Here is a 23,464-nt window from a genome sequence, read left to right as displayed (position 1 = left end):
TTAAGGGCCCGTATTATGCCGAAGTTATCGCTCCCCTGCCATGCCGATGTTGTGCAAACCCGGCAGAGAATCAATAGCTACACCGTCAAGACGCCTGTGCTGACTAACCCTGCTTTAAATCAGCAATTGGGCTGCGAATTATTTTTCAAATGTGAAAATTTGCAACGTACCGGGGCTTTTAAGTTCCGTGGTGCCACTAACGCGCTACTTAAACTTAGCCCGGAGCAGCGCCAGCAAGGGGTTATTACGGTGTCTTCGGGCAATCATGGTGCGGCATTAGCTCATGCAGGTAAAGCTTTGGGTGTAAAAGTAAAAGTCGGCGTACCCACTAATGCTCCCACAATAAAACGGCAAAACATTGAAGCCGGTGGTGCTGAAATTACTGATATTGAACCGGGTATGGCCGCGCGTGAAGCTATTGTTGCCAAGTGGCAAAAAGAAGGCGAAAGTCACTTTATACCGCCTTATGATCATGCCGACATTATTGCTGGTCAGGGCACAGCAACACTTGAGTTACTGGAGCAAACGGACGCACTGGATGCGGTAATAACGCCACTGGGCGGCGGAGGTCTGCTTTCAGGCGCCTGTCTTGCCTGTGACGGTACCGAAATACAAGTGTTCGGAGCGGAGCCGGAATTAGCAAATGACGCTTTCTTGTCATTGAAAGCCGGAGAGCGGCAGTCGGCATTACCTGCGAAAAGCCTGTGCGATGGCCTACTGACTCAAGTTGGCGAATTGCCTTTTGCCATTATTCAGCAACGTATCAGCGATATATTAGTCTTGAAGGATGAAGATACGCTAAGCGCCATGCAGCTGATTTGGCATCATCTGAAAATTATCGTCGAACCGTCTTCTGCTATTGCCTTAGCTGCGGTTATACAAAATAAAGCGCTGTTTGAAGGCAAACGAGTTGGCTTGGTGCTGAGTGGCGGTAACGTTGCGGCACAGCCGGAAGATACAAAGCTGCGCCAATAGTCGATGCTATTTCACAACTTAGGTTGCGAAAATTTGACTGTCGTCGTTGAAGGTTTTGAATTCCAGCGCGTTACCGCAATAATCGTAGAAGAACATGGTGCCCTGCTCACCCGGTTTGCCTTTAAACCGAATATAGGGCTCTATAACAAACTCAATATTCGCGGCTTTTACACGTTCAGCCAGTGCTTCCCAGTCATCGCGCAATAAGACGACGCCAAAGTGCGGAACGGGAACGGAGTGACCATCAACGCCACTGTGATTTTTTACACCAGCAACATCGGGCGCTACATGAGTCACAAACTGGTGACCAAAGAAGTTCCAGTCTATCCATTCGTCACTGCTGCGTCCCTGTGACAGCCCTAGCACATCACCGTAAAACGACCGTGCATTATCGAGAGAGCTGACAGGAATGGCTAAATGAAAGGGCCGTACATTGGTTGTATCTGACATACTGCTAATTTGCCTTCACTCTTAATGACTAAATTAATGACTGAGTTTTGCCGCAATGTTTTGTGGTGAGCTGGTTTGCGGCGAACGGCGCCACATTCTGACACCAATAGCGAACACTAAAAGCGCCCAGTTTACCGGAGGAATAAAACCCGCGGTTAAAACCGCCAACAAATTCCACAGTGGCTTTTTCTGATGCTGGCCCACTAAAGTGTAAAACAATAGAGCGGCTACGAGTCCTTGGAGTACCATGAGGCTCAATAGCATAAGTCTTTCCTTCTCGTTATTTATGCAACGCTTTTGCGTTTTTATTTTTGTTTTCGATCAGTTTTTACTGATAGGTAAAGACTACTGAATTATGACGAAAGTGTAAAACTTTGTATAAATATTTGAATTTAAAAACAAAAAACCGACCAAAAGGCCGGTTTTTTATATTAAGCGTTATACTTTTAATCGTTGGTGGCGATTAAAATGCGTTTAGCGCCTTGTCTAAATCGGCTTTCAGATCATCAAGATCTTCAATACCAACCGATACGCGAACAAAGTTATCCAGAATGCCTAACTTCTCGCGGTTTTCTTTTGGCACTGACGCGTGCGTCATAATAGCCGGATGCTCAATGAGCGACTCAACGCCACCTAAGCTTTCCGCCAAGGCGAACACTTCTACCGACTCCAGGAATTTGCGCGCCGCTTCTAAATCGCCTTTCAGCAGAATAGAAATCATGCCGCCAAAGCCCTGCATCTGCTTTTTAGCCAACTCGTGCTGCGGGTGGCTTTCAAGCCCCGGGTAAATCATTTTTTCCACTTTAGGGTGTTGCTCAAGCCACTTGGCCAGTTCCATTGCCGCTTCGTTGTGGTGACGCATACGCAATGCCAGCGTTTTCACGCCTCGCAACGCAAGGTAAGAGTCAAACGGACCGGCAATAGCACCTGCAGAGTTCTGTAAGAACAGCATGCGCTCAACCAGGTCGTCATTGTCGCCAACAACGGCAATACCGCCAACCATGTCTGAATGACCGTTTAAGTATTTGGTGGCCGAATGCATAACCATGTCTGCGCCCATTTCCAGCGGACGCTGGTTAAATGGCGTAGCGAAGGTGTTGTCCACCACCACAATAATGTCCGGGTTCTTTTTCTTCGCCAGTTTAACGATGGCTTCAATATCAACCAACTTCAGCATCGGGTTGCTTGGTGTTTCCACCCAGATCATGCGGGTGTTGTCCTGAATGCTGGCTTCCACTGCGCTTAAGTCAGCTAAATCGACATAAGAGAATTTCAGGCCAGCAGAACGTCCGCGCACTTTATCGAATAAGCGGAAGCTGCCACCGTATAAGTCGTCCATAGCAACGATGTGATCGCCGCTGTCTAATAACTCCAGAATGGTCGAGGTTGCCGCCATACCCGAAGCAAAAGCCAAACCTTGCTTGCCGCCCTCTAAAGAAGCAACAGAACGCTCCCAGGCAAAACGCGTTGGGTTATGTGAACGCGAATATTCAAAACCTTTGTGCTGACCCGGGCTTTCCTGTGCGTAGGTTGAGCTGGTGAAAATTGGCGGCATAACCGCGCCTGTTACCGGCTCAGGAGACTGCCCGCCATGAATGGCGCGCGTCGCGAATTTCATTGTTTTTTCATTTGCCATGATTCAGGTTCCTTAATTTACAACAAGGGTTACAGCAAGTTTTGAGAACGCATCCAGTCGTCGTTGAACAGCTTGGACAGATAACGATTACCTGTATCACAAGCTAAAGTCACAACGCGCTTTGGTTCGGTTTGTTGTTGGCAATAGCGCAGCGCCGCGGCAATTAAATAGCCACTGGATGAACCGACCATCACACCTTCTTTTTCCAGTACCTTACGCGCGGTTTGCATACCTTCTTTATCAGAGATAGCAAACGCCGTATTAGCCAATTTCAGATCACAAATAGTTGGGATAAAGTCTTCCCCAATACCTTCGGCAAGCCAGCTACCCGCTTCCACTTCTTCGTTACGGTTAACCAAAGGCTCTAAAATTGAGCCTGCCGGGTCTGCAAGCACCAGGTCCACTCCGCTGTTTTGCTCGCGTAAATAACGCCCAACACCGGTCAAGGTACCACCTGAACCAACACCACAGACAAACGCATCCAGTTTACCGTCCATTTGTTTCCAGATTTCCGGGCCGGTCGTTTTGTAATGTGCATCGACATTTGCCGGATTTTCAAATTGGTTTACATAGTAGTAACCGTTTTCTTCAGCCATACGTGCTGCCATGTCCTGATAATACTCAGGGTGGCCTTTTTGCACATCTGAGCGAGTCTGTACCACTTCAGCACCCATAGCGCGCAGATTGTTCACTTTTTCCTGGCTCATTTTGTCCGGCATAACAATTTTCAACGGATAGCCTTTGCCAGCCGCCACTAACGCCAGACCCAACCCCGTATTACCAGCCGTTGCTTCAATAATGGTATCGCCCGGCTTCAGCTTGCCTTGCTTTTCTGCTTGCTCAACCATCTCTACCGCAATACGGTCTTTAATGGAGCCGCCAGGATTCTGCAGTTCGAGTTTCAAATACAGCTCACACGGGCCGGTATCCATATTGGTGACTTTCACCATTGGCGTGTTACCGACCATTTCTATTACATTATTAAAAACTTTCATATGGGCTCGCTTTGTTGTCGAGTGTCTGGTTCAATATCGGGTCATTATCCCTTGACTGAGCTCGCTAAACAACCTTGCGCTTAGAACCGGATGATAGTTGTTATAACTAACCCCAAAATGAGGCTGTTATGCTGGATTTACGCAGTGATACCGTAACCCTTCCAAGCACCGCAATGCGCGCCGCAATTGCCGATGCCAAAGTCGGTGATGATGTTTATGGTGAAGACCCGTCAATTAACGCACTGGAAAAGCGAGTAGCAGAGTTGCTGGGTAAAGAAGACGCTTTGCTATGCAGCTCAGGTACCCAAAGTAACTTACTGGGGTTAATGAGCCACTGCCGTAATGGCGAAGAGTACATTGTGGGTCAGGAATATCACACTTACCGGTACGAAGCTGGCGGTGCTGCAGTTTTAGGCAGCATAGTGCCACAAACCATTGAGGTAGAAGCCGACGGAACCTTGTCACTCGACACCATTAAACAACGGATAAAACCTAACGATCCGCACTTTCCTATTACCCGGTTGCTGGCTTTTGAAAATACCCACGGCGGGCAACTGATTGACCAGGCTTATTTTGATAAAGCCCGAATTCTGGCGGACCAGAATGGTTTGTCGATGCATTTAGACGGCGCGCGTTTACCAAATGCTGCCATTGCCAGCGGCCGCAGTATGGCGGAACTGGCTTCACCGTTCGACAGCGTGTCTCTGTGCTGTTCAAAAGGGTTAGGCGCACCTATCGGTTCGTTGCTGGCCGGTTCAAAAGAACTGATTGCCCGCGCACGTCGTTGGCGCAAAATGGTCGGTGGCGGTATGCGCCAGGCAGGGTTTGTTGCCGTAGCCATTGATTACGCATTAACGCATCAGTTTGAGCGCATTCAGGACGACCACGACAATGCAGAGTGGCTTTTCGAGCAGCTTTCTAATTTGCTGGCAGGCACCGAGGCCAATGTTCGCTATTCCGCCACCAATATGACCTTTGTTGAGCTACCCGACAGTTTACCAGCAGACAGCTTACGGGAGCTTATGGCAGAGCATGATATTAAATTACCCGGCGGACAAAAACTGCGCCTTGTATGCCATTTGGATGTTAGCCGTGAACAGCTGGAGCACTTTATTGAACTGTTTAAGCAGTGGCTGAACGACGTAGCCTGATGTTCACATCAGGTGAGGTGTTGATCACATCACCAAAGGGTTGTTATTTACGCATGAGCTTTGGCGGATAGATCGCAGCTGATGCAATAGCATCAGGCTACAAACTCTGCACTTGGTCTATGAGCCGGTCGAGGGCTCGGTAGTTGAGGGCTTCGGCTAAATGCTGCTGTTCTATGGTGTCGCTTTCAGCTAAGTCGGCGATGGTTCGAGCTAGGCGAAGGGTTCGGTGATAGGCTCGGTGTGACAGTTTCATCTTCTCAGCCGCTTTTGCTAAGAAAGCTTCGCTTTGTCCAGACAAAAAGCATATTTGCTTCAAGGCTTTGGGTTTTAACTCACTGTTTAGACAACCCTGTCGGTTTAATTGACGTCTTCTAGCTTTCTCAACCAAGCTTTTTGCCTGAGCAGTCGTCATTTGATTACTGCGTTTTGCTCCGCCATTCAAACGCATGGATTCAGTTTCTCTCGGAACCATCACCTGAATGTCGATACGATCCAACAATGGACCCGACAGCTTATTCAGGTATTTGAGAATTTGGTCCGGGGTGGAACGACAATTAGCCAGTGAGCCATCAAACTGACCACAAGGCGATGGGTTCAATGCGCAGACCAGCTGAAAATTAGCCGGGAATTTGACGTTGTAGCCCGCTCGACTAATCGTTATTTCACCACTTTCGAGTGGCTCTCGTAAGCAATCCAGTACATGCCGGCTGAACTCAGAAAATTCATCAAGAAAAAGCAAAGCATTATTTGCTAATGATATCTCTCCGGGGCGAACAGAATTACCTGTTCCCCCACCGACCAATGCCGCCGAAGTGCAGGTATGGTGTGGGCTCCGCAGCTCTCGTCGGGTCAAAGATTCCGCATGATGATAGTCAAAAGACACTGACTTAACCGCTGCAATTTCCATAGCTTCCTGCTCGGTCAGTGGCGGTAATATGCCATTAAGCCTCTGCGCCAACATAGTTTTGCCCGTTCCCGGTGGCCCGACGAACAACAAGTGATGTTTACCCGCCGCTGACAACAGCAAAGCTCGTTTTGCCTGCTCCTGCCCCACGACGTCAGCTAAGTCACCTTCATCAATCGCACTCTGCTGAGTCCAGTCTATTGGTTTGGATTCTCTGAGCGGTTCATGCTCATGTAGGTGCTCATACACACTGACCAAGTCCGCCGCTAACCAGCTTTTTTGTTCGCGTACTAACCCCGCCTCCTGCTCGTTAGCTATAGGCACAAAGGCCTGTCGTTTTTTCTTACGGCAAGCTAACAGTGCGGGAATGAGTCCATTCACAGCTCGCAGTTCACCAGTTAACGCTAACTCCCCATAGAACTCCGCCTGCTCCAGAAGAGTATCCGGTATTTGTCCTGACGCAGCCAATATACCCACGGCTATAGCTAAGTCATACCGGGCACCGGTTTTGGGGATATCGGCCGGAGCCAAATTCACCGTAATACGTGTGGCCGGAGGGTACTCAAACCCTGCGTTCATTAAGGCGGTTTTGACCCGGTCGCGAGCCTCCTTAACCGTGGTTGCAGGCATGCCGACCATAGTGAATCCAGGCATTCCCCTCGCCAGATCCACTTCAACCCGAATTTCCGGCGCATGAATACCTATCAGTGCCCGGGTGTACACTCGCGCTAACGCCATCTGTCTCTCCATGACTGAACAACGACCTAACTATAAGCAGCGGGTAAGTCCTTGTCTGTAAGCTAAACACTTCAAGCAATGACCGATATCATTCCTTCTCTCACTTGCTTTTATACCCACTTCTGTCATCATCTTGCCCTAATTAAGAACAAACCGAATAACCAAAGGTCAGTAAAAAACATGTTCCACCAACTGAACCAACAGTGTCGAAAAGGTCGGTATATAGCACCATTGCTATTACTGGTTTTTATGCTGTGTTGGGGGCAAAACTTTGGTTGGCTGGAAGGCTGTCCTAAGCATCAGGGCGCGCCAGCGGCTGAACAGCTCGCAGAAAGCCATGCGGACCTGGGAGCAAAACACGAAAGCGCCAAAGCCGACTGCGACAAAACAGCGCATTTATTACAGCAGTTCCAGTCCGACATCACTTACTTGGCACTGTCTTTCTTTGTTCTTCTGACTTTGGCGCTGAAGACCACTGTTAACAAGCAGTTAGCGCACCCATTCTTTTTCTTTTCCTGTAAAAGGCGACCCCACGCCGTATTTTGTTGCTTTCTGGAGTAGCGCTTCCAACGGATTTTCATCGTTGGAATACTAACTTCAGGAGTAATGTATGAATAAAATTTTACCGTTATGGCTCGTATCGCTTATTGCTGCGCTGCTGCTTTATAGCGCACAAAGCTTAGCGGAAACACCGTCTACTGGCTGGCTCAGTCATGAAGACCACCCGCCGGTATCGGTGAAGCTGGAACTTACCGGCCATTATGAGGCTGAGCGGAATCTACTACCTGCTCTGTTGCATGTTGAGCTGGATGAAGGCTGGAAAACCTACTGGCGTTCACCCGGCGAAGGCGGAATACCGCCAACCTTTGATTGGTCTGAGTCATCTAATATTGACGATATTGAGTGGCACTGGCCGGTGCCCTCGCGCTACAGCATTCAGGGTATTGAGACCGTCGGGTATCAGGGGTCGTTGACCTTTCCGTTAATGATACAGCTAAGCCCGGATGCCCGGCAGGCGCACATTAGCGGTACTTTGACTATGTCATCCTGTACCACCGTTTGTGTGTTAACGGACTACCCAATTGACTTGCAAGTTGATCTGGACACCCTGACCGTCGACAGTGATCGTGCCTTTGCCTTTAATCAGGCGATGGGCAAGGTGCCTCGGGAGTACGACAGCAATAACGTCAAGCAAGCTATTTGGTCCGACGCAAACCAGCACGTTCAATTGACCATAGAGCGTGACAGTGGTTGGCAAGATCCTAAGCTGTTTATACACAGCAACGACGACGCTCTGGCCGATGCCACCTTTTCATCTCCCGATATTCAAGTGAAAGGAAATAGACTCACAGCGCATGTTGATGTTAGCCACTGGCTGGAGCTGCCGGATCTTAGCGGAGCTGAACTCATCGCCACGGTCAGTGATGAAAACTTCGCCGCTGAATATAAGGTTCAGCTAACCGCAGGCACTATTGCAAATAACGCACCTCCGCTCTGGGCCATTTTATTGATGGCGTTAGCTGGTGGGCTTATTTTGAACATTATGCCCTGCGTGTTGCCGGTATTAGGCCTGAAAGTTCAAAGCCTTATGTTGTCTGGTGCACAACAGCCGAAGGTGGTGCGTAAGCAGTTTTTTGCGTCATCACTGGGTATTATCAGCTCGTTTCTGATCATTGCCCTGGGGCTGATGGTTCTTCGCTGGTCAGGCGGTTCTGTCGGCTGGGGAATTCAGTTTCAAAACCATTATTTCATTGCCGTACTGGTTGCTATTACCTGGCTATTCGCATTGAACTTAATGGGCGCCTTTGAGTTTAAATTGCCGTCTTCTTTGAGTACCAGTGCTGCAGCCGCCGGCGATAACAGCTACAAAGGGAATTTCCTGCAAGGCATGCTGGCCACGGTATTGGCTACACCTTGTACAGCGCCCTTTTTAGGTACCGCGGTAGCCTTTGCATTAGCCGCCGAATCCTCGGTTATTCTGCTGATTTTTGCCGCTCTTGGCATTGGCATGGCGCTGCCCTTGTTACTCATAGCCGTGTTCCCGAAAACCGCAAAATTACTACCCAAGCCCGGTCGCTGGATGCAATGGGTGAAACCCGTTTTCGCCATTATGATGCTGGCAACCACGGTCTGGCTGACAACCTTGCTGAAAAACTTTATCAGCAACGAGTTATTCCTGGCGCTAACTGTCGGTTTATCGGTTCTGACATTGGTGATTATTGGTAAAGTGCATGGCCGTAAGGCGCTGTTTTTATCCATTGGTGGCTTTTTGGTATTAGCTGCCGTTGTCGGTACGACGTTAATTCTTACCGCAGACCGTTGGGTCAACAAACTACCGCAGGACCACCAATGGCAGCCACTAACCCAGCAGCGTATTGATGAAGCCGTTGCCAATGGCCAAACCGTGTTTGTGGATGTGACCGCAGACTGGTGTATCACCTGCCAGGCCAACAAAGCGGGCGTGTTACTGCAAGACCCGGTATTTACAGCCTTAGGTGAGAAGCACGTCACCCGCCTGCGCGGCGACTGGACCAAAGCCAACGAGAGCGTCACCCAATACTTAAAGGCCAACAATACCTTTGGTGTGCCCTTTAACAAAGTCTACGGACCCGGCGCTCCGGACGGTATAACCCTGCCCGTAGTACTCAGTAAAGACAAAGTCATGGACGCGCTGGAGGATGCTCGTGAGCAATAACAAAGCGAAACCGTCGTGGGCAAAGCGGCTACGAACCGCAGCGCTTTATATTGTGCTGTTCTCGGTAGTGGCGTTCGTGGTCGACGCCTTTCGTAATAGTGACGTGCCGGAGTCTGTTCCGGCGGAGCTGTCGTCACTAACGGACATAAACGGCGAGCAATATAACTTACGCGAGATGAGCAAGGACAGCCCGGTTGTGCTGTATTTCTGGGCAACCTGGTGTCCTGTTTGCCCGGCGGTATCGCCTACGGTTGATTACGTTGGCAACCACTACCCAACCATTAGCGTGGCATTGCGCTCTGGCGACAACGACAAACTGACGCGCTACGCGCAGGCGAAAGGGTATGAGTTTCCTATTGTTAACGACAACCTCAACCGCGTATCAAACGGCTGGCAGGTATCTGCCACGCCAACCATCATCATTATTGAAAACGGTGACATTGTTTCAGCGACAACCGGAGTCACAACGCCTCCGGGTTTGTTTATTCGCCTTTGGTTTCACCAGTTTTTTTGAAGTAGGAAAGTAGTATGAATTTTATCTATAAAACGTTTTTCATCGTTGCTTTTATCTTTAGCAGCAACGTATTTGCGCAAGATTTAAACCCGCAACAAGAAGAAGACTTGGAAAAAGTCGAACAGCTATTGCGTGAAAACCCACAGCTAATTTCAAACATTCACAGAGGCTTGCAGCGCTTTTTAGAACAGCAAAGTGAGCAGAAAAACGCCTTTGCTAACCACCAGAAATGGCTGTATCAGTCGGCGGCACATCCAATTTTAGGTGACCAAGATGCGCCGCATAAAATCGTTGTATTTACCGACTACAACTGCCCGTTTTGCAAGAAGTTAGAGCCTGGCCTTCATAAACTGATTGAGGAATACCCGTCTATTCAGGTTGTAAATATTTTTGTGCCTTTACGCCAACAGCCGGTCGATGGGCTTAAAACCAATTCCGCACTTTATGGACTGAACCTGTGGCGCAATGACCCTAAGGCGTTCTTTGAATCTCATAACCTAATGATGAAAAAGTCGGGCATGCATACCGCTGACTCACTGCAAAGCGTTGCGCAAGTCACGGGTACCGAGGCCTTTTTGTCACCGTCCAGCGAAAGCGAAGCGGTTATTCGCAAAAATATGTCAGCATTTCGCGAACTAGGCTTTCGCGGCACACCGACCATCATCATTGGTCAGCAGGTAACGCCTGGTTATATTCCTTATGACAAGCTGGAAACCATAGCTACCGAGCAGTTTGAACTAGATTAACTGAGAAATAGATAGGGAGCTTGCTACAAGCTCCCTTCTTTAAAGGATTACTTGATAAAGGCTTCGGCTCGTACTAACATTTGTGAGCACACATTTAAAAGAGAACCATCATGGAAACAAGAATTCAGTTTCGTATCGATGAACAAACAAAGCACTTAGCGCAGCAGCAGGCTGAGAGTGAAGGTCGGACTTTGAGTGACGCGTGTCGGCAACTTGCCGAGCAGCTAGCATCGGAGCGTCGAAAACAGCTATCGCAGAACAGCTGGCTTACAGAACAAGTGAATCAGGCATTCCAGAAATTGGAATCTGGCCAGTCTGAATTCATGGATAACGAACAGGCAAAAAGCCGCATGGAAAAATTTAAAGCTCAATTTCGAAAATAAGGCGTGCAAATGATTTATTGGGAAGAGGATGCCCTGAAAGACAGAGAAAGGATTTTCGAGTTTCTTTACAATTTTAACCCTATAGTGGCAGAACAAACCGATTCACTGATACAAAGCAAAGTCGAAACATTGCTTGAGCAGCCCTATATTGGCGTTAAACGCGAGAATATAAAGGGAAGGCTTTTAATCCTCCCCGATATTTCAATGCTTGTCCCTTACTATATCGACGGAACCAACATACGAGTTTTGCGCGTGCTGCATGAGAAGCAGCAGTTTCCATTTACGTAGGCGTCTTACCAATAGTTTTCCGAAGTCACATTACCGGGCTTGCGGCGGGTGTTCTTAGCAAGCCCCAGTTCCGCCAGCGCGGCACGTGACTCTTTTATCATGTCAGGGTTACCGCAAAGCATCACCTGCGCGCGGGTATCCAACGGTGTGTCGAGTGCATCACTTAATTGACCCGAGCTAATCAGTTCTGGAATCCGTGCAGAGAAGGCACCCGGAATGTTTTCACGGGTTATAACCGGCTGATAACCCAGCTGGCCGGGGTATTCTTGTTGCCACTGCTCTATTTGTCCCTGATAAACTAAGTCTTCTGCTACGCGAACACCATGCACCAGGTTAATGCGCTTGAATCGTTCCCATGGCTTTTCGGTTTTTAGCATAGATATGAATGGGCCAATGCCGGTTCCGGTAGAGAGCATCCACAAGCTGTCGCCGTCCGGTACTTCATCCAGTGTAAAAAAGCCACCGGCGGGCTGGGTAATGTCCACACTGTCACCCGGCTGCAACTTAGCTAGCTTGGTGCTGACCTCGCCACCTTCCACTTCGGCTATGACAAAATCCAGTATGGCTTCGCCCGGCGCACTGGCCAGCGAGTAGGCACGCAATAGCTGCTCACCACCCACATTCAGGCCTAAACGAACAAACTGTCCTGCCTTAAAATCAAACGGCTCGGCCACAATTCTCAAACTGAAAACGCCAGAACTCCAACGGTAATTCTCGACAACTTTTCCACTAATCCATTGGATCATACGTCTGACTTAGTCCTTGTTTTGGTTCTTGGTCGCTTCCAGTTCTTTTTCTAACAGCTCAACGCGCTCACGCAGGCGCAGTAACATTTGCTGCTGTACGTCAAGCTCTTCGCGGGTCACTAAGTCGAGCTTTGACAGCTGTGACTGCAGGGTTTGTTTAACACGTTGCTCCATATTACCGGCCAGTTCTTTAACACCGGCTGGCATGCTGTCGTTAATTTGGCGAGCAATATTCTCTATTGTTTTGTTGTCCATAAGTCTCTCTTTGTGTAAATCGTTGCTTATTCATTTAGCTTAGCAGGAGATTCAGGTAAAATCCGAGCTTCTTATCGGCTTTTTCACGAATCAGGAACTCCGCGGCGCCCATGCTGAACGATCGCCAGAACCAGGCTGTACATTATATTCAGGGTCCTTTATTGGTACTGGCCGGTGCCGGTAGCGGTAAAACGCGGGTTATTACCGAGAAAATTGCCTACCTTATTCGTCAGCAAATTTACACGGCACGCCAAATTGGCGCGGTGACTTTTACCAATAAAGCCGCCAAAGAAATGAAAGAGCGTATTGCGCAAACCTTGCCGAAAGCGCAGCTGCGCGGTTTAACCGTGTGTACCTTTCATACTCTGGGGCTGAATATTATCCGGCGCGAACTCAGCACTCTGGGGTTTAAGCCCGGGTTTTCGTTATTTGACGACCAGGACACCTTTGCCCTGCTAAACGCCCTTACTGAAGATGTATTTGAGGGCGATAAAGCGCTGATTCAAGCCTGTCAGCACCAGATAGGCCACTGGAAAAACGCCATGCTCTCGCCCGAGCAGGCTTTGCAGAAAGCCGGAAACGATCAGGAAAATGCCTTCGCGCAGGTTTATCAGCAGTACCAAAACAACCTGAGTGCCTGCAATGCGGTCGACTTTGATGACCTGATTCGTCTGCCGACCTTATTGCTGGCAACCAATGAAAACGCCCGCGCGCGCTGGCAGAAAAAGTTTCAGTACCTGTTGGTGGACGAGTATCAGGACACCAACACCAGTCAGTACCAGCTGGTTAAATTACTGGTGGGCGAGCGTGCTCGTTTTACAGTAGTGGGCGACGATGACCAGTCCATTTACTCTTGGCGGGGAGCGCAGCCAAAGAACCTGGCACTATTAAAACAGGACTTTCCGCAGCTGGAAGTGGTGAAACTGGAACAGAATTATCGGTCGCACGGCCGTATTCTGAAAGCGGCGAACATACTCATTGAAAATAATCCGCACGTCTTTGAGAAGAAGCTGTTTTCTGAGATGGAATACGGCGAGCCGCTGAGTGTTATCTTTGGCCGGAATGAAGAACATGAAGCCGAAAGGGTCATAGCTGAAATTGTGAAGCAGCGGTTCCTGCGTAAAACGCCGTATCATCATTTTGCCATTTTATACCGGGGTAACCATCAGTCGCGCTTGTTTGAGAAGGCGCTAATGAACAACCGTATTCCGTACAAAATTACCGGTGGTCAGTCATTCTTTGCCCGTGCGGAGGTCAAAGACATTATGGCTTACCTGCGGTTATTGGTGAACCCAACCGACGACACCGCCTTTCTGCGTATTATTAACACGCCGCGCCGTGGCATTGGTCCGCAAACCGTGGAGCGCATTGGTCGTTTGTCACAGGAGTTAGGCTGCAGCTTATTTGAAGCCTGCCAGTCACCCCACTTAAAAACGCAGCTCAGCACCGGTGTTTTCCAGCATGTGGACGTGTTCCGTAATATGATAGATACCCTCGCTCGTCAGGCTGATCATCAGGAAGATGCCAGCGATGCGGTGCGACAGTTGCTCAGCGAAATTGGTTACGAGGACTGGTTGTTTGAACAAAGCCCCAGTGCAAAAGCGGCCGAAATGCGGATTAAAAACGTGTACGAGCTGCATCGCTGGGTGTCCGATATGCTAAAAGGCGATGCCGAACATGAGCCTATGGAACTGGATCAGGTCGTCAGCCGTTTATCTCTGCGCGATATGATGTCCCGCAACGAAGATGATGAGCAGTTTGAGCAGGTGCAGTTAATGACTCTGCATGCGTCCAAAGGTCTGGAATTTCCTTACGTATTCTTAGTGGGCATGGAAGAAGGCTTACTGCCGCACCAAAGCAGTATTGATGAAAACAATATTGAAGAAGAGCGTCGGCTGGCTTACGTGGGCATAACCCGGGCACAGCATAAGTTAGTCTTCACTATGGCGAAAGAGCGCCGCCAGTTTGGGGAAAAGCTTGAGCCGCAGCCCAGTCGTTTCCTGCTAGAGCTCCCTCAGGATGACTTAGAGTGGGAACACCGCAAGCAGAAATCAGATGAAGAGCGGGAAGAACAAAGAAGTCAGGGGCTGGAGATGTTGAAGAATGCGCTTAAATAGCGCCGGTGATAACGATTACGCGCACACGAAGCTGGAGTCGTCGTCTTTAACGATACGGCTTTCATAGTTTTGGTCAATAAAACTCCCCTGACCAATAGTGACGCCCTGTTTTTCAACGTCGTCCTTTTGTGTTTCAGTCTCTAAACCGTCTGCATAAACCTCAATATTCAGTTCATGACACAGCGTAACTATGTGCTTAAGCATGGCCTGAGCACGGTTATTGCTGCTTAGCCGGGCAATATAATGATGATCCAGCTTTAATACCGTAAACGGGAAGTTATACAAGAACTGCAACGGCCCGGAGCCACTACCAAAATTATCGATAACCAGTGTAAAGCCGAATTCCGACAGCCGCCTGAGACTTGCGAGCACCCGTCGGCCATCTTTCACCAAATCAGTTTCATCAAACTCTAACGCAATATTTTCCGGCTTGGCGCCGCTGTCCATAACGATATTAACCAGCTCATTCAGGTGACTGGTTTTCAACAGGTGCCTAACCGATAAATTAAGATGCAACGACGTTTCATTGCTGACCTTATTTTCAACCAGCCAGCGACTGGCGGTACGTAAAACAAATCTGTCGAGCTTAACAATAAGCCCCGTCCGCTCAGCAAGAGGTAGAAGCTCCTCGCTGTCGAAACTGTAACGGGGATCATCCCACACTAACTTTGCTTCTACCGCTTTGACATCGCCTGTTTTTAAATCAACGATTGGTTGATAGCTAACAGCAAAGTCCTTGTCGACTTTCGCGTGTCTCAACGCCGTTTCTTTGCGTACACTGTCGACAAGCGTTTCATGCATACTGTCGTCGAATAATACGTAACGGCCCCGCCCCATGCCTTTAGCCTGATACATAGCAGCGTCTGCGTCACGCAGGAGACGTTCAGCCGAGTCCGTCTCTTCAAGACACTCGGCAATACCAATACTGGCACCGGAGTAATGTTCCTGCCCATTCAGCTGAAACGGCTCACTCATTTGTTGGATCATTCGCTTGGCAACGTCTTTCGCGTCATCAATGCTGGTAATGGTATCCAGTAAGATAACGAACTCATCACCGCCCAAACGCGCAACCATGTCGTTGTCACGCACACAGTCGCCAATACGCTTACTCACTTCCAGCAAAAATTCGTCACCAGCAGAGTGACCAAGGGTATCGTTAATGTTTTTAAAACGGTCAAGGTCGACAAACAATACCGCAAAATGATGTTCAGGATGGCGGCGTTTATGCGCTACAGCCTGCTGCAGGCGCTCATTAAACAAAATCCGGTTGGGTAACCCGGTCAGGTTATCGTGATGTGCAGCGTGGAATAAGTTGGACTCTGTTTTCTTTCGACGCTCAATTTCTGATACAAGCTCTTCGGTGCGCTCTGCCACTTTCTTCTCAAGAAACTGGTTCACTCGTTGAATTTCTTCAGCGGAACGCTTTCTGTCGATAGCAACAGCAACGTGCTGCGAAACAAAGTTCAGCAGCTCCAGGTCATCATTTTGATAAAGGAAGTCACCGTCATAAGTCTGCACCGCAATAACACCAAACACCTGACCGTTCATCATTAGCGGACTGCCCAGCCACTGCTTCGCCAGCTTCATGCCGCCATAACCTAATTCAATTTCATTCTTTTTCAGTAACTTCTGCCTGACGGCCGCATTCACAAAAGCCGGCTCCTGCTTTTTAATGACGTACTCAGTCAAACCCTTACCTACCCGACGACGTTCTGCTTTTGCGCCCGTCTCGTCTACGTGATAGGGAAAATGCAGAAACTTTTTATCATCCGACAGCAACGCCACATAAAAGTTATCGGCATGAATGAGTTTGCCAATTTGCCGGTGCAATTGTCGGTAAAACGCATTCATATCATCAGAGGTATTGGTCAACTCTGAAATTGCGAACAGCACCGAAGTCTGCTGCTCAGCCCTTTCCCGAATGGTGATTTCGCTCATCAGGCTTTCATTGGCATGTCGAAGTTCGGCAGTCTGGTGCTCTATTTCGCTTTGCATTAAATCGCGTTGTTTTAAGCGTTCAAGTGCATTCACTACGTGTTGCGAAACAAAGGTCAACAGGTCTTCGTCAGAGGTATCGTAGCGGACATCGGCACTGTAGCTCTGCACAACCATAACGCCAATAGTAATATCACCACGTTTCAGGGGGACACCCAGCCAGTCCTGGTGTTCGGCTCCCAAACCTTCAATTTCATTATTATCAATGAGCCGTTGATAGACTTCAGGTGGGCATAAAAGCGACTGGCCTTTTCTTAAAACGTACCCTGTTAAACCTTTGCTGAGCTGATCAATTGGAATGCGTTCGAACAAGGTGTCCTGATCAATTTCATCAACAAAGTAGACAAAGTCGACAAGCTCTTCCTGAGGTTCATAAAGGCAGATGTAAAAGTTGCGGGCGTACATCAGTTCGCCGATGATTTCATGCAGTGACTGGTAGAAGTTGTCCATTTGGCGTGCGGAAGCCGCCAGTTCCGAAATTCGAAACAGCGCCTTTTGTACGACTTCAGCCGATCGGTATTTTTGGGTCAACCCCTTTAAACGGGCAATGACCTTTTGCAAGCGTTCATTTTCAGTTTGTAATTCCTGAAGCTGCTCCTTGCTTACCTTACGGTCTGTCATCCAGGTTCACCTTTAAACACTGACACTCCTTGCCGCAAACACACTTTTTTAACACTTGTTGCATTTAATAACAGTCGTACAGTATAGACCTCTGTCAAAAAATAGAAAAGATTTGCTGAAGAAATAATTGGGGCGAGGGAATTCCGAAGAGCAGTTAACGTCAATTGACACGAAAAAAGGCTGCCAATCTGGCAGCCTTTTCAGAACATATTAAAACTCATGTGTTTTAGATATCTTCAATCATATAGTCGATAGCGGCCTGAATTTCGTCTTCAGAACAGTCGCTACAAGTTCCCATAGGGGGCATAGCGTTGTAGCCTTCAACGGCGTGCTTTAATACGGTTTCCATACCTTGGTCTAACCGCTCTTTCCAGTCAGAAGCTTCGTTAATTTTAGGCGCACCCATAACACCGCTGGTGTGACAGGCTGTACAAAATTTATCGTAAACTTGCTGGCCTGAACGTGGACCGCTGCTTTCTTCAGCTGCGCTGCTTTCACCAGCCACATAGTGCTTACCTGCCGGCTTAATACGCTCTGCTATCGCTTCGCGTGACATGTCATCCTGCACCGAAGACGCACTGATGCTTAGCGCAAACAGCATGGAAATAGTGCCCAAAACGCTCTTGACGAAAAATGAATTCATAACTTTCACTGGTTTCTCCTACAAATGGCTGGTGTTCTTGCACGCCCAGTTAGTGGATGCGATTATAACCACAAATGCGCAAAGGATAAACACTTGGCTGAAATTGCTCGCAAAATAGCTTTGCTGGATCTGGATGCTTTCTTTGCTTCGGCCGAAGAATTGCGTGATCCCAGCCTGAAAACACGTCCGTTTGCTGTTGGCGGCGGTGGCGAGCGAGGCGTGGTGGCAACTGCAAATTACCTGGCTCGTCAGTACGGCGTAAAAAGCGCCATGCCGGGCAGTCATGCTCGGCGTCTGTGCCCACAATTAACTTTTATACGGCCCGATGGCAATTATTATCGGGAACTCTCCAACAAGGTTCTGGATGTTCTGCAGGAACTGACGCCACGTATTGAACCCGCTTCTATCGATGAGTTTTATTTGGACCTAACCCACCTTGAAGGCTTTAAAGGCAGCGCAACCCTGGCTATGAACCATGTTCGCGAACGGATAAAAACGCTTGGAATAACAGGTTCTGCCGGCATTTCGAATCAAAAAATGGTTGCGAAAATAGCCAGCGAAGAGCGTAAACCCGACGGCCAATTTGTTGTTCATCCTTCCGAGGTACTGGATTACATTGCTGCCTTAAACCTCAAACAGATCCCCGGTGTAGGCCCGAAAAGCCAGCAGGTACTGACAAATCATGGCCTGACCACAGGTCAAGACATACAACAAATTGAGCTGCAACAACTGCAGGCTATTCTTGGGGAAAAGGCCGGGTATGTTTTATTTGAGCGTTGTCATGGTCGTGACCGCCGGGAAGTGGTGACTGAGCGCATTCGAAAAAGCGTGGGCGTTGAGCAAACCTTAACGACAGACATGCGGCTGGAGTCGACGGCACAGGCTTATGTTCAGGACAATTTGTTGCCCAAGCTGCGGCAACGGATGAAGATATCACATTGGCGGGAACAACCTATTCGCAGTCAAACTCTTAAACTGAAGTTCTCGGACTTTACTCAAACAACGGTCTCGCGCAGTTCTCAGTTTATTTCGCCCAGCTTGTTTTATCAGCTCTTAGATGAAGCCTGGCAGCGCGGTAAAGGGAAAGGTGTGAGGCTGTTGGGGATCAGCGCAACATTGCCTGACCCCAACGAGCAATTACAACTCGAACTTGAGCTGGATTAATCGTCTTTGACGATAACGGTGATTTTTTCTGAAACAACGGCAGGGTTATGCGGCACGTGGTTTTTATCACCTAAAATGAGCTGCAACGTATGTTCACCCGGCTCTAAAGTCACCGTGGTTTCCGTCTGACCGCCACCAAAGTGAATAACATCGCCACCCATTGGCTTATCCATAGCCGGCAATTCATCTTTATCTATTAGCAAGTGATGATGCCCGGTATGTTTTACGTCAACACCCGCTGGTGCCACACCCATACCGCTTAAACCAAACTTAACTTTAAAGGTTTTACCCACGGTCTCACCGTTTTGCGGAGAGATAATGTAAGCCTGGGCTTCTTGCGATGCTTCCGTACGTTCTGTTTCTGCTGCCTGTGCGGTTGCAAGTACAGGGCCGCCTAACATGGCTAAAGCGCCAATCATCCATGCTTTATTCATAAGTTTCTCCAGTTATTGATATCAATCAATTCAGTTTAAACTGTGTCACCAATTGTTCCAAGCGTTCAAATGCCGTATTCAGTTCACGACATGCCTGCTTGGTATTATTTAGATTGCTGACACTCTGATCGTTCATACTACTGATATCCATAATGTCACGATCCAGTGTTTGGATCACTGAAGTCTGTTGTTCCGTTGCTGAGGCCACCGAATGATTCACATCATCGATATTGACGATAATGCCGTTAATCTCTGACATGTGTTCAGCAGATTCCTCTGCGCTTAGCACACAGGCACTGCTTATTTCCTGACTTTCTTTGATAACTTCAACGACACTGCGCGTACCAGCCCTGACCCGTTCAATCATTGACTCTACTTCGGTAGCCGATGACGATGTCCGCTGCGCCAGGTTACGCACTTCGTCGGCAACGACCGCAAAACCACGACCAGCTTCACCAGCCCTTGCCGCTTCAATTGCCGCGTTAAGTGCCAGCAAGTTGGTTTGCTCGGTAATGCCTTTAATCACTTCAATAATATTTCCAATATTCTGCGTATCTTCATCCAGGGTATGAATGGCCTGGCTGGAGGCATCCATGCGCTCGGACAAGTGCTGAATTTGCTGTCGGTTGTGTTGCAGCGAATCTCTTGCCGATGATGCTTTTGCAGTACCTGAACTGGCCTGCTCAGAGGCTTTTGCAGCATTTTCCGCAATTTCGTGCGCACTGGCGCCAAGCTCATTAATTGCGGTTGCGACAGAGCTGGCTTTACCCGCTTGCTCACTACCAATATCCATAGAGTCATCATTCGCTTTGACCATACTGCGAATGTTACTTTCCACCTGTTCGGCAGCTGCATTTACCTCAAGTAAGGCTTGCTGAATTTTTTCAATAAATTCATTCATGCGTCGTGAAACCAAACCAAACTCGTCATCTGATTCAACCGGCAGCCGTTGAGTTAAATCACCCTCACCACGGGCCATATCAGTAACGGCTTCATTGAGTCTGCGCAAAGGCTTCAGCAGTAAACGCAGTAGCCAGGTGAGTGATACAACAACCGCGACAATACCAATAATCAGATAGATAACAGCGGTCCAGGCAAAGGTCGACACGTTGCTGTAAGCCTTATCACGGTCGATAACGACACCCAGATACCACTCGACGCCCTGAATGCCCTTTATTTTATGAAAAGAAACCAGGCGCTCCGTGTCATTAATGCGGTATTCAGAAAAGTCCGGGCTCAATGACACCGACTGCCCGGCGTAGTCATTCACGGATTTTTCAATCCAGTTTTCATCCGGGTGAACCAGAATATTACGGTCACCACTTACCAGAAAAGCAAAACCCAGGCCCATAAAGTCGATGTCGTTTACAATGTTCGAGATTTCATCCAGCATCATGTCGCCGCCGGCAACACCGACCAGCTGGTTATTCCGACGCATAGGAACGACTGCGGTAATGGTCAATTCGTTGGTTGTAACGTCGATATAAGGCGCGGTATAGGTTGGTTGCCCTTCATCAACCGCTAATTGATACCAGGGGCGGCTGCGGGCATCGTAATCGTCGGGCAAATCAATGCTCGGATCATCCAGCAGGAAGGTCCCGTCAATTAAGCCATAGTAAACATTTTTAAACTTCCCGGCCGCTTTTGACTGTTGCACGCGTTCCAATGAACGGGCAGTGGAATCATCAACGTCATAGGCGTCAGCCGTTGCCTGAACAATGCTCATGCGGTCATTGAACCACTGCGAGATATTGCTTGATACAGAGTCCGATAACGCCTGCATTTGATGCTGCAAGTTACTACGGGTCTGAGTCGACATCTGCAAAAAGTTAGTGAGCGTAAAAACACCCAGCACTAACACCAGTATTAGCGATGCAACAGCCGTCACTTTTTGTGTAAACTTTAATTTTTTCAGCATCTTAAAAGCATCTCTTATTATCGTTCTATTATGAGCATTCTTAGGCGGTCAGTCGCTTTATCGGGCTATCCCACTTGAATGTCCGTTTCCGGGAAGCGGATGTGTCGTTTCCTTGGCGTTGCCAGAAAATAAGCCAATGTTAATGGCCCGACACGTCCGGCAAACATCAGGAACACCAACACCAATTGGCTTGCCGCCGTTACTTCTGCGGTAATTCCCCTGGACAATCCAACAGTTGCCGAAGCCGATAAAACTTCAAAGGTTATATCTATAAACGGCAGCGGATTCAAAATCATTAGGATAAATATACCCAGAAACATCAAAGTTAAGGTAACCAAGGTGACTGCAAGTGCTTTCATCACCAGTTCCTGGGGCACGGTACGGTTCAATAAAGTGACATGTTCACGGCGACGAAGAAAAGCATAAGTAGCGACCAGCAAAACAATAAAAGTCCCTAACTTTATGCCACCTGCAGTACTCATTGAACCGCCACCAATAAGCATTAACAACATGGTATACACGGCACTGGCGTCTGTCATTGCTCCGGTATCAACCGTATTGAAACCTGCCGAACGAGGGGTGGTTGCCTGAAACCAGGCAGCCATAGCCTGGTCCCCGAAACTTAAGTTAGCGAATGTTGCCGGGTTATTCATTTCCAGCAGCCAAATAATAGCTACCGACAATACATTAATAATTAAGGTCGCCCATAAAATGGCCCGGGTATACACCGAAAATTTATACCAACGGCGTTTTTCGTAGATATTGGTAATCACCGAGAAGCCCAAACCACCAATAACAAACAAAATGCTGATAATAAGGTTCACCGGTACACTACTGGCATAATCCACAATACCGTTAGGAGACAAAACAAACCCGGCGCTGTTAAAGGCAGAAATAGCGTAAAAAATACTTTCAGCAAAGGCATCAATAAAGCCCTTTTCCTGCCACCAGGTGAGCGTCAGGCCTATTATTGCAATGGCTTCAACGATCAAAGCCAAAGAGACAACTGCTTTTGCCGTGCGCCCAATACTAGCGAGACTGGTTTGCTGCATGGCCTCTTTTGCCAGCACCTGATGTTGCATACCGACGTGTCCGCCGATTGAAATGGCGGCCAAAACCGCAAAGGTCATGAAGCCTAAGCCACCCGCCTGGATAAGCAAAGCCAGAATCCCCATTCCAAATGGGGTGTAAGTCGCCCCGGTGTCCACAACAACCAGTCCGGTTACGGTCACAGCTGAAGTAGCCGTGAATAAACTTTCTAACCAGGTTATCGGTTGTTCGGTCGCAAAAGGCAACTTCAACAATAAGGTGCCCAATAGAATTAAGCAGGCAAAGCCCCCCGACAGAATAACCGGCGGGCTGGCACTAAAAGCTTTTCGTCTTTTACGTCCAGGGCGACGGTATAGCCAGGCTATTGAAGGGACCCACTGCTTCATGAATCCTCTTTTAACTTAGGAGCCACAGACTTCAATGCCTTTAAACTACCGGCCATAACCAAGGTTTCGTTCCCTTCCAGAGTTACAGATAATGAAGGGGTTACCGTTACATCATCCCGTCTCTTCAATAATAAAACATGAAAAAACTCACTATCATCGGGCATGATATCTTTCAGAGTTTTGCCTTTGAGGTAGTCGCCAATGCCAATTTCGACACAGAACCAATTATGTCCAAGCGACATATATTCATTGACCATTGGGTAGTTCAAAGACTGAGCCACCCGTATTCCCATTTCCTCTTCCGGATGGATAATACGGTTTACGCCCAACTTCGACAGAATTTGATGATGCGATTTTGACGTTGCTTTTGCCCAAATCTGTTTTACACCAATACTTTTCAGGTGCAAAACACATAACAAACTGGCTTGTAAATCTTCTCCAATAGCCACCAAGACCACTTCGCAGTTGGTTAAGTCCAGTTCCTCTAACGCTTTTTCATCAGTCACATCAGCAATCGCGGAGTGCGTTAGCACGTCGGCCATTGCCTCTACAGCTTTCTCATCCGAGTCGACACCAATAACACGATGCCCCATATCCAGCAGTTCCTTCGAGGTTCGGGCACCAAAGCGCCCTAAACCAATGACGCCAAATTCTGCCATG

Annotated in this window: 23 protein-coding genes; 10 read left to right on the top strand and 13 right to left on the bottom strand. The window is 48.4% G+C overall.

Annotated elements, in window-relative coordinates:
- Window positions 1-15: 15 nt before the first annotated feature.
- Window positions 16-975, top strand: a complete 960-nt coding sequence (locus K5X84_RS01020; RefSeq protein WP_222236299.1) for a threonine ammonia-lyase — start codon at window positions 16-18, stop codon at window positions 973-975.
- Window positions 976-993: 18 nt separating this feature from the next.
- On the opposite strand, the gene K5X84_RS01015 is transcribed toward K5X84_RS01020, so the two are convergent.
- From K5X84_RS01015 to K5X84_RS01000, 4 genes are all read right to left on the bottom strand, one after another.
- Window positions 994-1,425 (bottom strand): VOC family protein, encoded by a 432-nt coding sequence (locus K5X84_RS01015; RefSeq protein WP_199494480.1) that lies wholly within the window; start codon window positions 1,423-1,425, stop codon window positions 994-996.
- Between the two features lie 33 nt (window positions 1,426-1,458).
- Entirely contained in the window at window positions 1,459-1,689 is a 231-nt protein-coding gene (locus K5X84_RS01010) for a hypothetical protein (RefSeq protein ID WP_054490906.1), read from the bottom strand.
- A gap of 199 nt (window positions 1,690-1,888) precedes the next feature.
- On the bottom strand, window positions 1,889-3,061 hold the full coding sequence (locus K5X84_RS01005; RefSeq protein ID WP_222236296.1) for a cystathionine gamma-synthase: 1,173 nt from the start codon (window positions 3,059-3,061) through the stop codon (window positions 1,889-1,891).
- A gap of 29 nt (window positions 3,062-3,090) precedes the next feature.
- Entirely contained in the window at window positions 3,091-4,056 is a 966-nt protein-coding gene (locus K5X84_RS01000; protein WP_054490910.1) for a PLP-dependent cysteine synthase family protein, read from the bottom strand.
- Between the two features lie 128 nt (window positions 4,057-4,184).
- On the opposite strand from K5X84_RS01000, the gene ltaE reads away from it, so the two are divergent.
- Window positions 4,185-5,207: a low-specificity L-threonine aldolase gene (gene ltaE / locus K5X84_RS00995; protein ID WP_222236294.1), complete on the top strand. Its 1,023-nt coding sequence runs from the start codon at window positions 4,185-4,187 to the stop codon at window positions 5,205-5,207.
- 97 nt (window positions 5,208-5,304) lie between these two features.
- Here the strand turns inward: ltaE and K5X84_RS00990 are convergent, their stop codons facing one another.
- Window positions 5,305-6,849 carry a YifB family Mg chelatase-like AAA ATPase gene (locus K5X84_RS00990; protein ID WP_222236292.1) on the bottom strand — a complete coding sequence of 515 codons (1,545 nt, stop codon included), beginning with the start codon at window positions 6,847-6,849 and terminating at the stop codon, window positions 5,305-5,307.
- A gap of 180 nt (window positions 6,850-7,029) precedes the next feature.
- On the opposite strand from K5X84_RS00990, the gene K5X84_RS00985 reads away from it, so the two are divergent.
- The 6 genes from K5X84_RS00985 (at window position 7,030) to K5X84_RS00960 (ending at window position 11,475) form a co-directional block, all read left to right on the top strand.
- Complete coding sequence (locus K5X84_RS00985; RefSeq protein WP_222236290.1) at window positions 7,030-7,410, top strand: hypothetical protein; 381 nt, start codon at window positions 7,030-7,032, stop codon at window positions 7,408-7,410.
- A gap of 49 nt (window positions 7,411-7,459) precedes the next feature.
- On the top strand, window positions 7,460-9,544 hold the full coding sequence (locus K5X84_RS00980; protein WP_222236288.1) for a protein-disulfide reductase DsbD family protein: 2,085 nt from the start codon (window positions 7,460-7,462) through the stop codon (window positions 9,542-9,544).
- The gene (locus tag K5X84_RS00975) at window positions 9,534-10,058 is read left to right on the top strand and encodes a protein disulfide oxidoreductase (protein WP_222236286.1); all 525 of its coding nucleotides are present in this window, start codon (window positions 9,534-9,536) and stop codon (window positions 10,056-10,058) included. Before K5X84_RS00980 ends, K5X84_RS00975 begins: the two co-directional genes overlap by 11 nt.
- 14 nt (window positions 10,059-10,072) lie before the next feature.
- Entirely contained in the window at window positions 10,073-10,804 is a 732-nt protein-coding gene (locus K5X84_RS00970) for a DsbA family protein (RefSeq protein WP_222236284.1), read from the top strand.
- 110 nt (window positions 10,805-10,914) lie between these two features.
- Window positions 10,915-11,187 carry a type II toxin-antitoxin system RelB/DinJ family antitoxin gene (locus K5X84_RS00965; RefSeq protein WP_199494488.1) on the top strand — a complete coding sequence of 91 codons (273 nt, stop codon included), beginning with the start codon at window positions 10,915-10,917 and terminating at the stop codon, window positions 11,185-11,187.
- A 9-nt stretch (window positions 11,188-11,196) separates the two neighbouring features.
- On the top strand, window positions 11,197-11,475 hold the full coding sequence (locus K5X84_RS00960; RefSeq protein WP_199494489.1) for a type II toxin-antitoxin system RelE/ParE family toxin: 279 nt from the start codon (window positions 11,197-11,199) through the stop codon (window positions 11,473-11,475).
- Between the two features lie 5 nt (window positions 11,476-11,480).
- Here the strand turns inward: K5X84_RS00960 and K5X84_RS00955 are convergent, their stop codons facing one another.
- On the bottom strand, window positions 11,481-12,221 hold the full coding sequence (locus K5X84_RS00955) for a ferredoxin--NADP reductase (protein WP_222236282.1): 741 nt from the start codon (window positions 12,219-12,221) through the stop codon (window positions 11,481-11,483).
- A gap of 9 nt (window positions 12,222-12,230) precedes the next feature.
- Window positions 12,231-12,476 (bottom strand): accessory factor UbiK family protein, encoded by a 246-nt coding sequence (locus tag K5X84_RS00950; RefSeq protein WP_011233471.1) that lies wholly within the window; start codon window positions 12,474-12,476, stop codon window positions 12,231-12,233.
- A 110-nt stretch (window positions 12,477-12,586) separates the two neighbouring features.
- On the opposite strand from K5X84_RS00950, the gene rep reads away from it, so the two are divergent.
- Window positions 12,587-14,593 (top strand): DNA helicase Rep, encoded by a 2,007-nt coding sequence (gene rep / locus K5X84_RS00945; protein WP_222236280.1) that lies wholly within the window; start codon window positions 12,587-12,589, stop codon window positions 14,591-14,593.
- 15 nt (window positions 14,594-14,608) lie between these two features.
- Here the strand turns inward: rep and K5X84_RS00940 are convergent, their stop codons facing one another.
- A complete protein-coding gene (locus tag K5X84_RS00940; protein ID WP_222236279.1) occupies window positions 14,609-17,209 on the bottom strand; it encodes a sensor domain-containing phosphodiesterase in 2,601 nt (866 codons plus the stop codon).
- A 226-nt stretch (window positions 17,210-17,435) separates the two neighbouring features.
- Entirely contained in the window at window positions 17,436-17,861 is a 426-nt protein-coding gene (locus tag K5X84_RS00935; protein ID WP_244994802.1) for a c-type cytochrome, read from the bottom strand.
- Between the two features lie 84 nt (window positions 17,862-17,945).
- Between K5X84_RS00935 and dinB the strand changes: the two genes are divergently transcribed.
- Window positions 17,946-19,016 carry a DNA polymerase IV gene (gene dinB, locus K5X84_RS00930; protein ID WP_199494493.1) on the top strand — a complete coding sequence of 357 codons (1,071 nt, stop codon included), beginning with the start codon at window positions 17,946-17,948 and terminating at the stop codon, window positions 19,014-19,016.
- Here the strand turns inward: dinB and K5X84_RS00925 are convergent.
- The 4 genes from K5X84_RS00925 to K5X84_RS00910 all read right to left on the bottom strand — a co-directional run bounded on the left by K5X84_RS00925 (window position 19,013) and on the right by K5X84_RS00910 (window position 23,463).
- Window positions 19,013-19,450 carry a DUF4399 domain-containing protein gene (locus tag K5X84_RS00925; protein WP_199494494.1) on the bottom strand — a complete coding sequence of 146 codons (438 nt, stop codon included), beginning with the start codon at window positions 19,448-19,450 and terminating at the stop codon, window positions 19,013-19,015. The two genes, dinB and K5X84_RS00925, sit on opposite strands and share 4 nt — an antisense overlap.
- Before the next feature lie 25 nt (window positions 19,451-19,475).
- Window positions 19,476-21,368, bottom strand: a complete 1,893-nt coding sequence (locus tag K5X84_RS00920; RefSeq protein ID WP_222236273.1) for a methyl-accepting chemotaxis protein — start codon at window positions 21,366-21,368, stop codon at window positions 19,476-19,478.
- Window positions 21,369-21,433: 65 nt separating this feature from the next.
- Window positions 21,434-22,804 (bottom strand): TrkH family potassium uptake protein, encoded by a 1,371-nt coding sequence (locus K5X84_RS00915; RefSeq protein WP_222236271.1) that lies wholly within the window; start codon window positions 22,802-22,804, stop codon window positions 21,434-21,436.
- Complete coding sequence (locus K5X84_RS00910; protein WP_222236270.1) at window positions 22,801-23,463, bottom strand: potassium channel family protein; 663 nt, start codon at window positions 23,461-23,463, stop codon at window positions 22,801-22,803. Before K5X84_RS00910 ends, K5X84_RS00915 begins: the two co-directional genes overlap by 4 nt.
- Between the last annotated feature and the right edge of the window lies 1 nt (window position 23,464).

Source organism: Idiomarina abyssalis, from assembly GCF_019797805.1.
Lineage (GTDB): Bacteria > Pseudomonadota > Gammaproteobacteria > Enterobacterales > Alteromonadaceae > Idiomarina > Idiomarina abyssalis.
The sequence above is the reverse complement of the archived record's forward strand: the minus strand, read 5'-3'. Positions and strand labels throughout refer to the sequence as shown.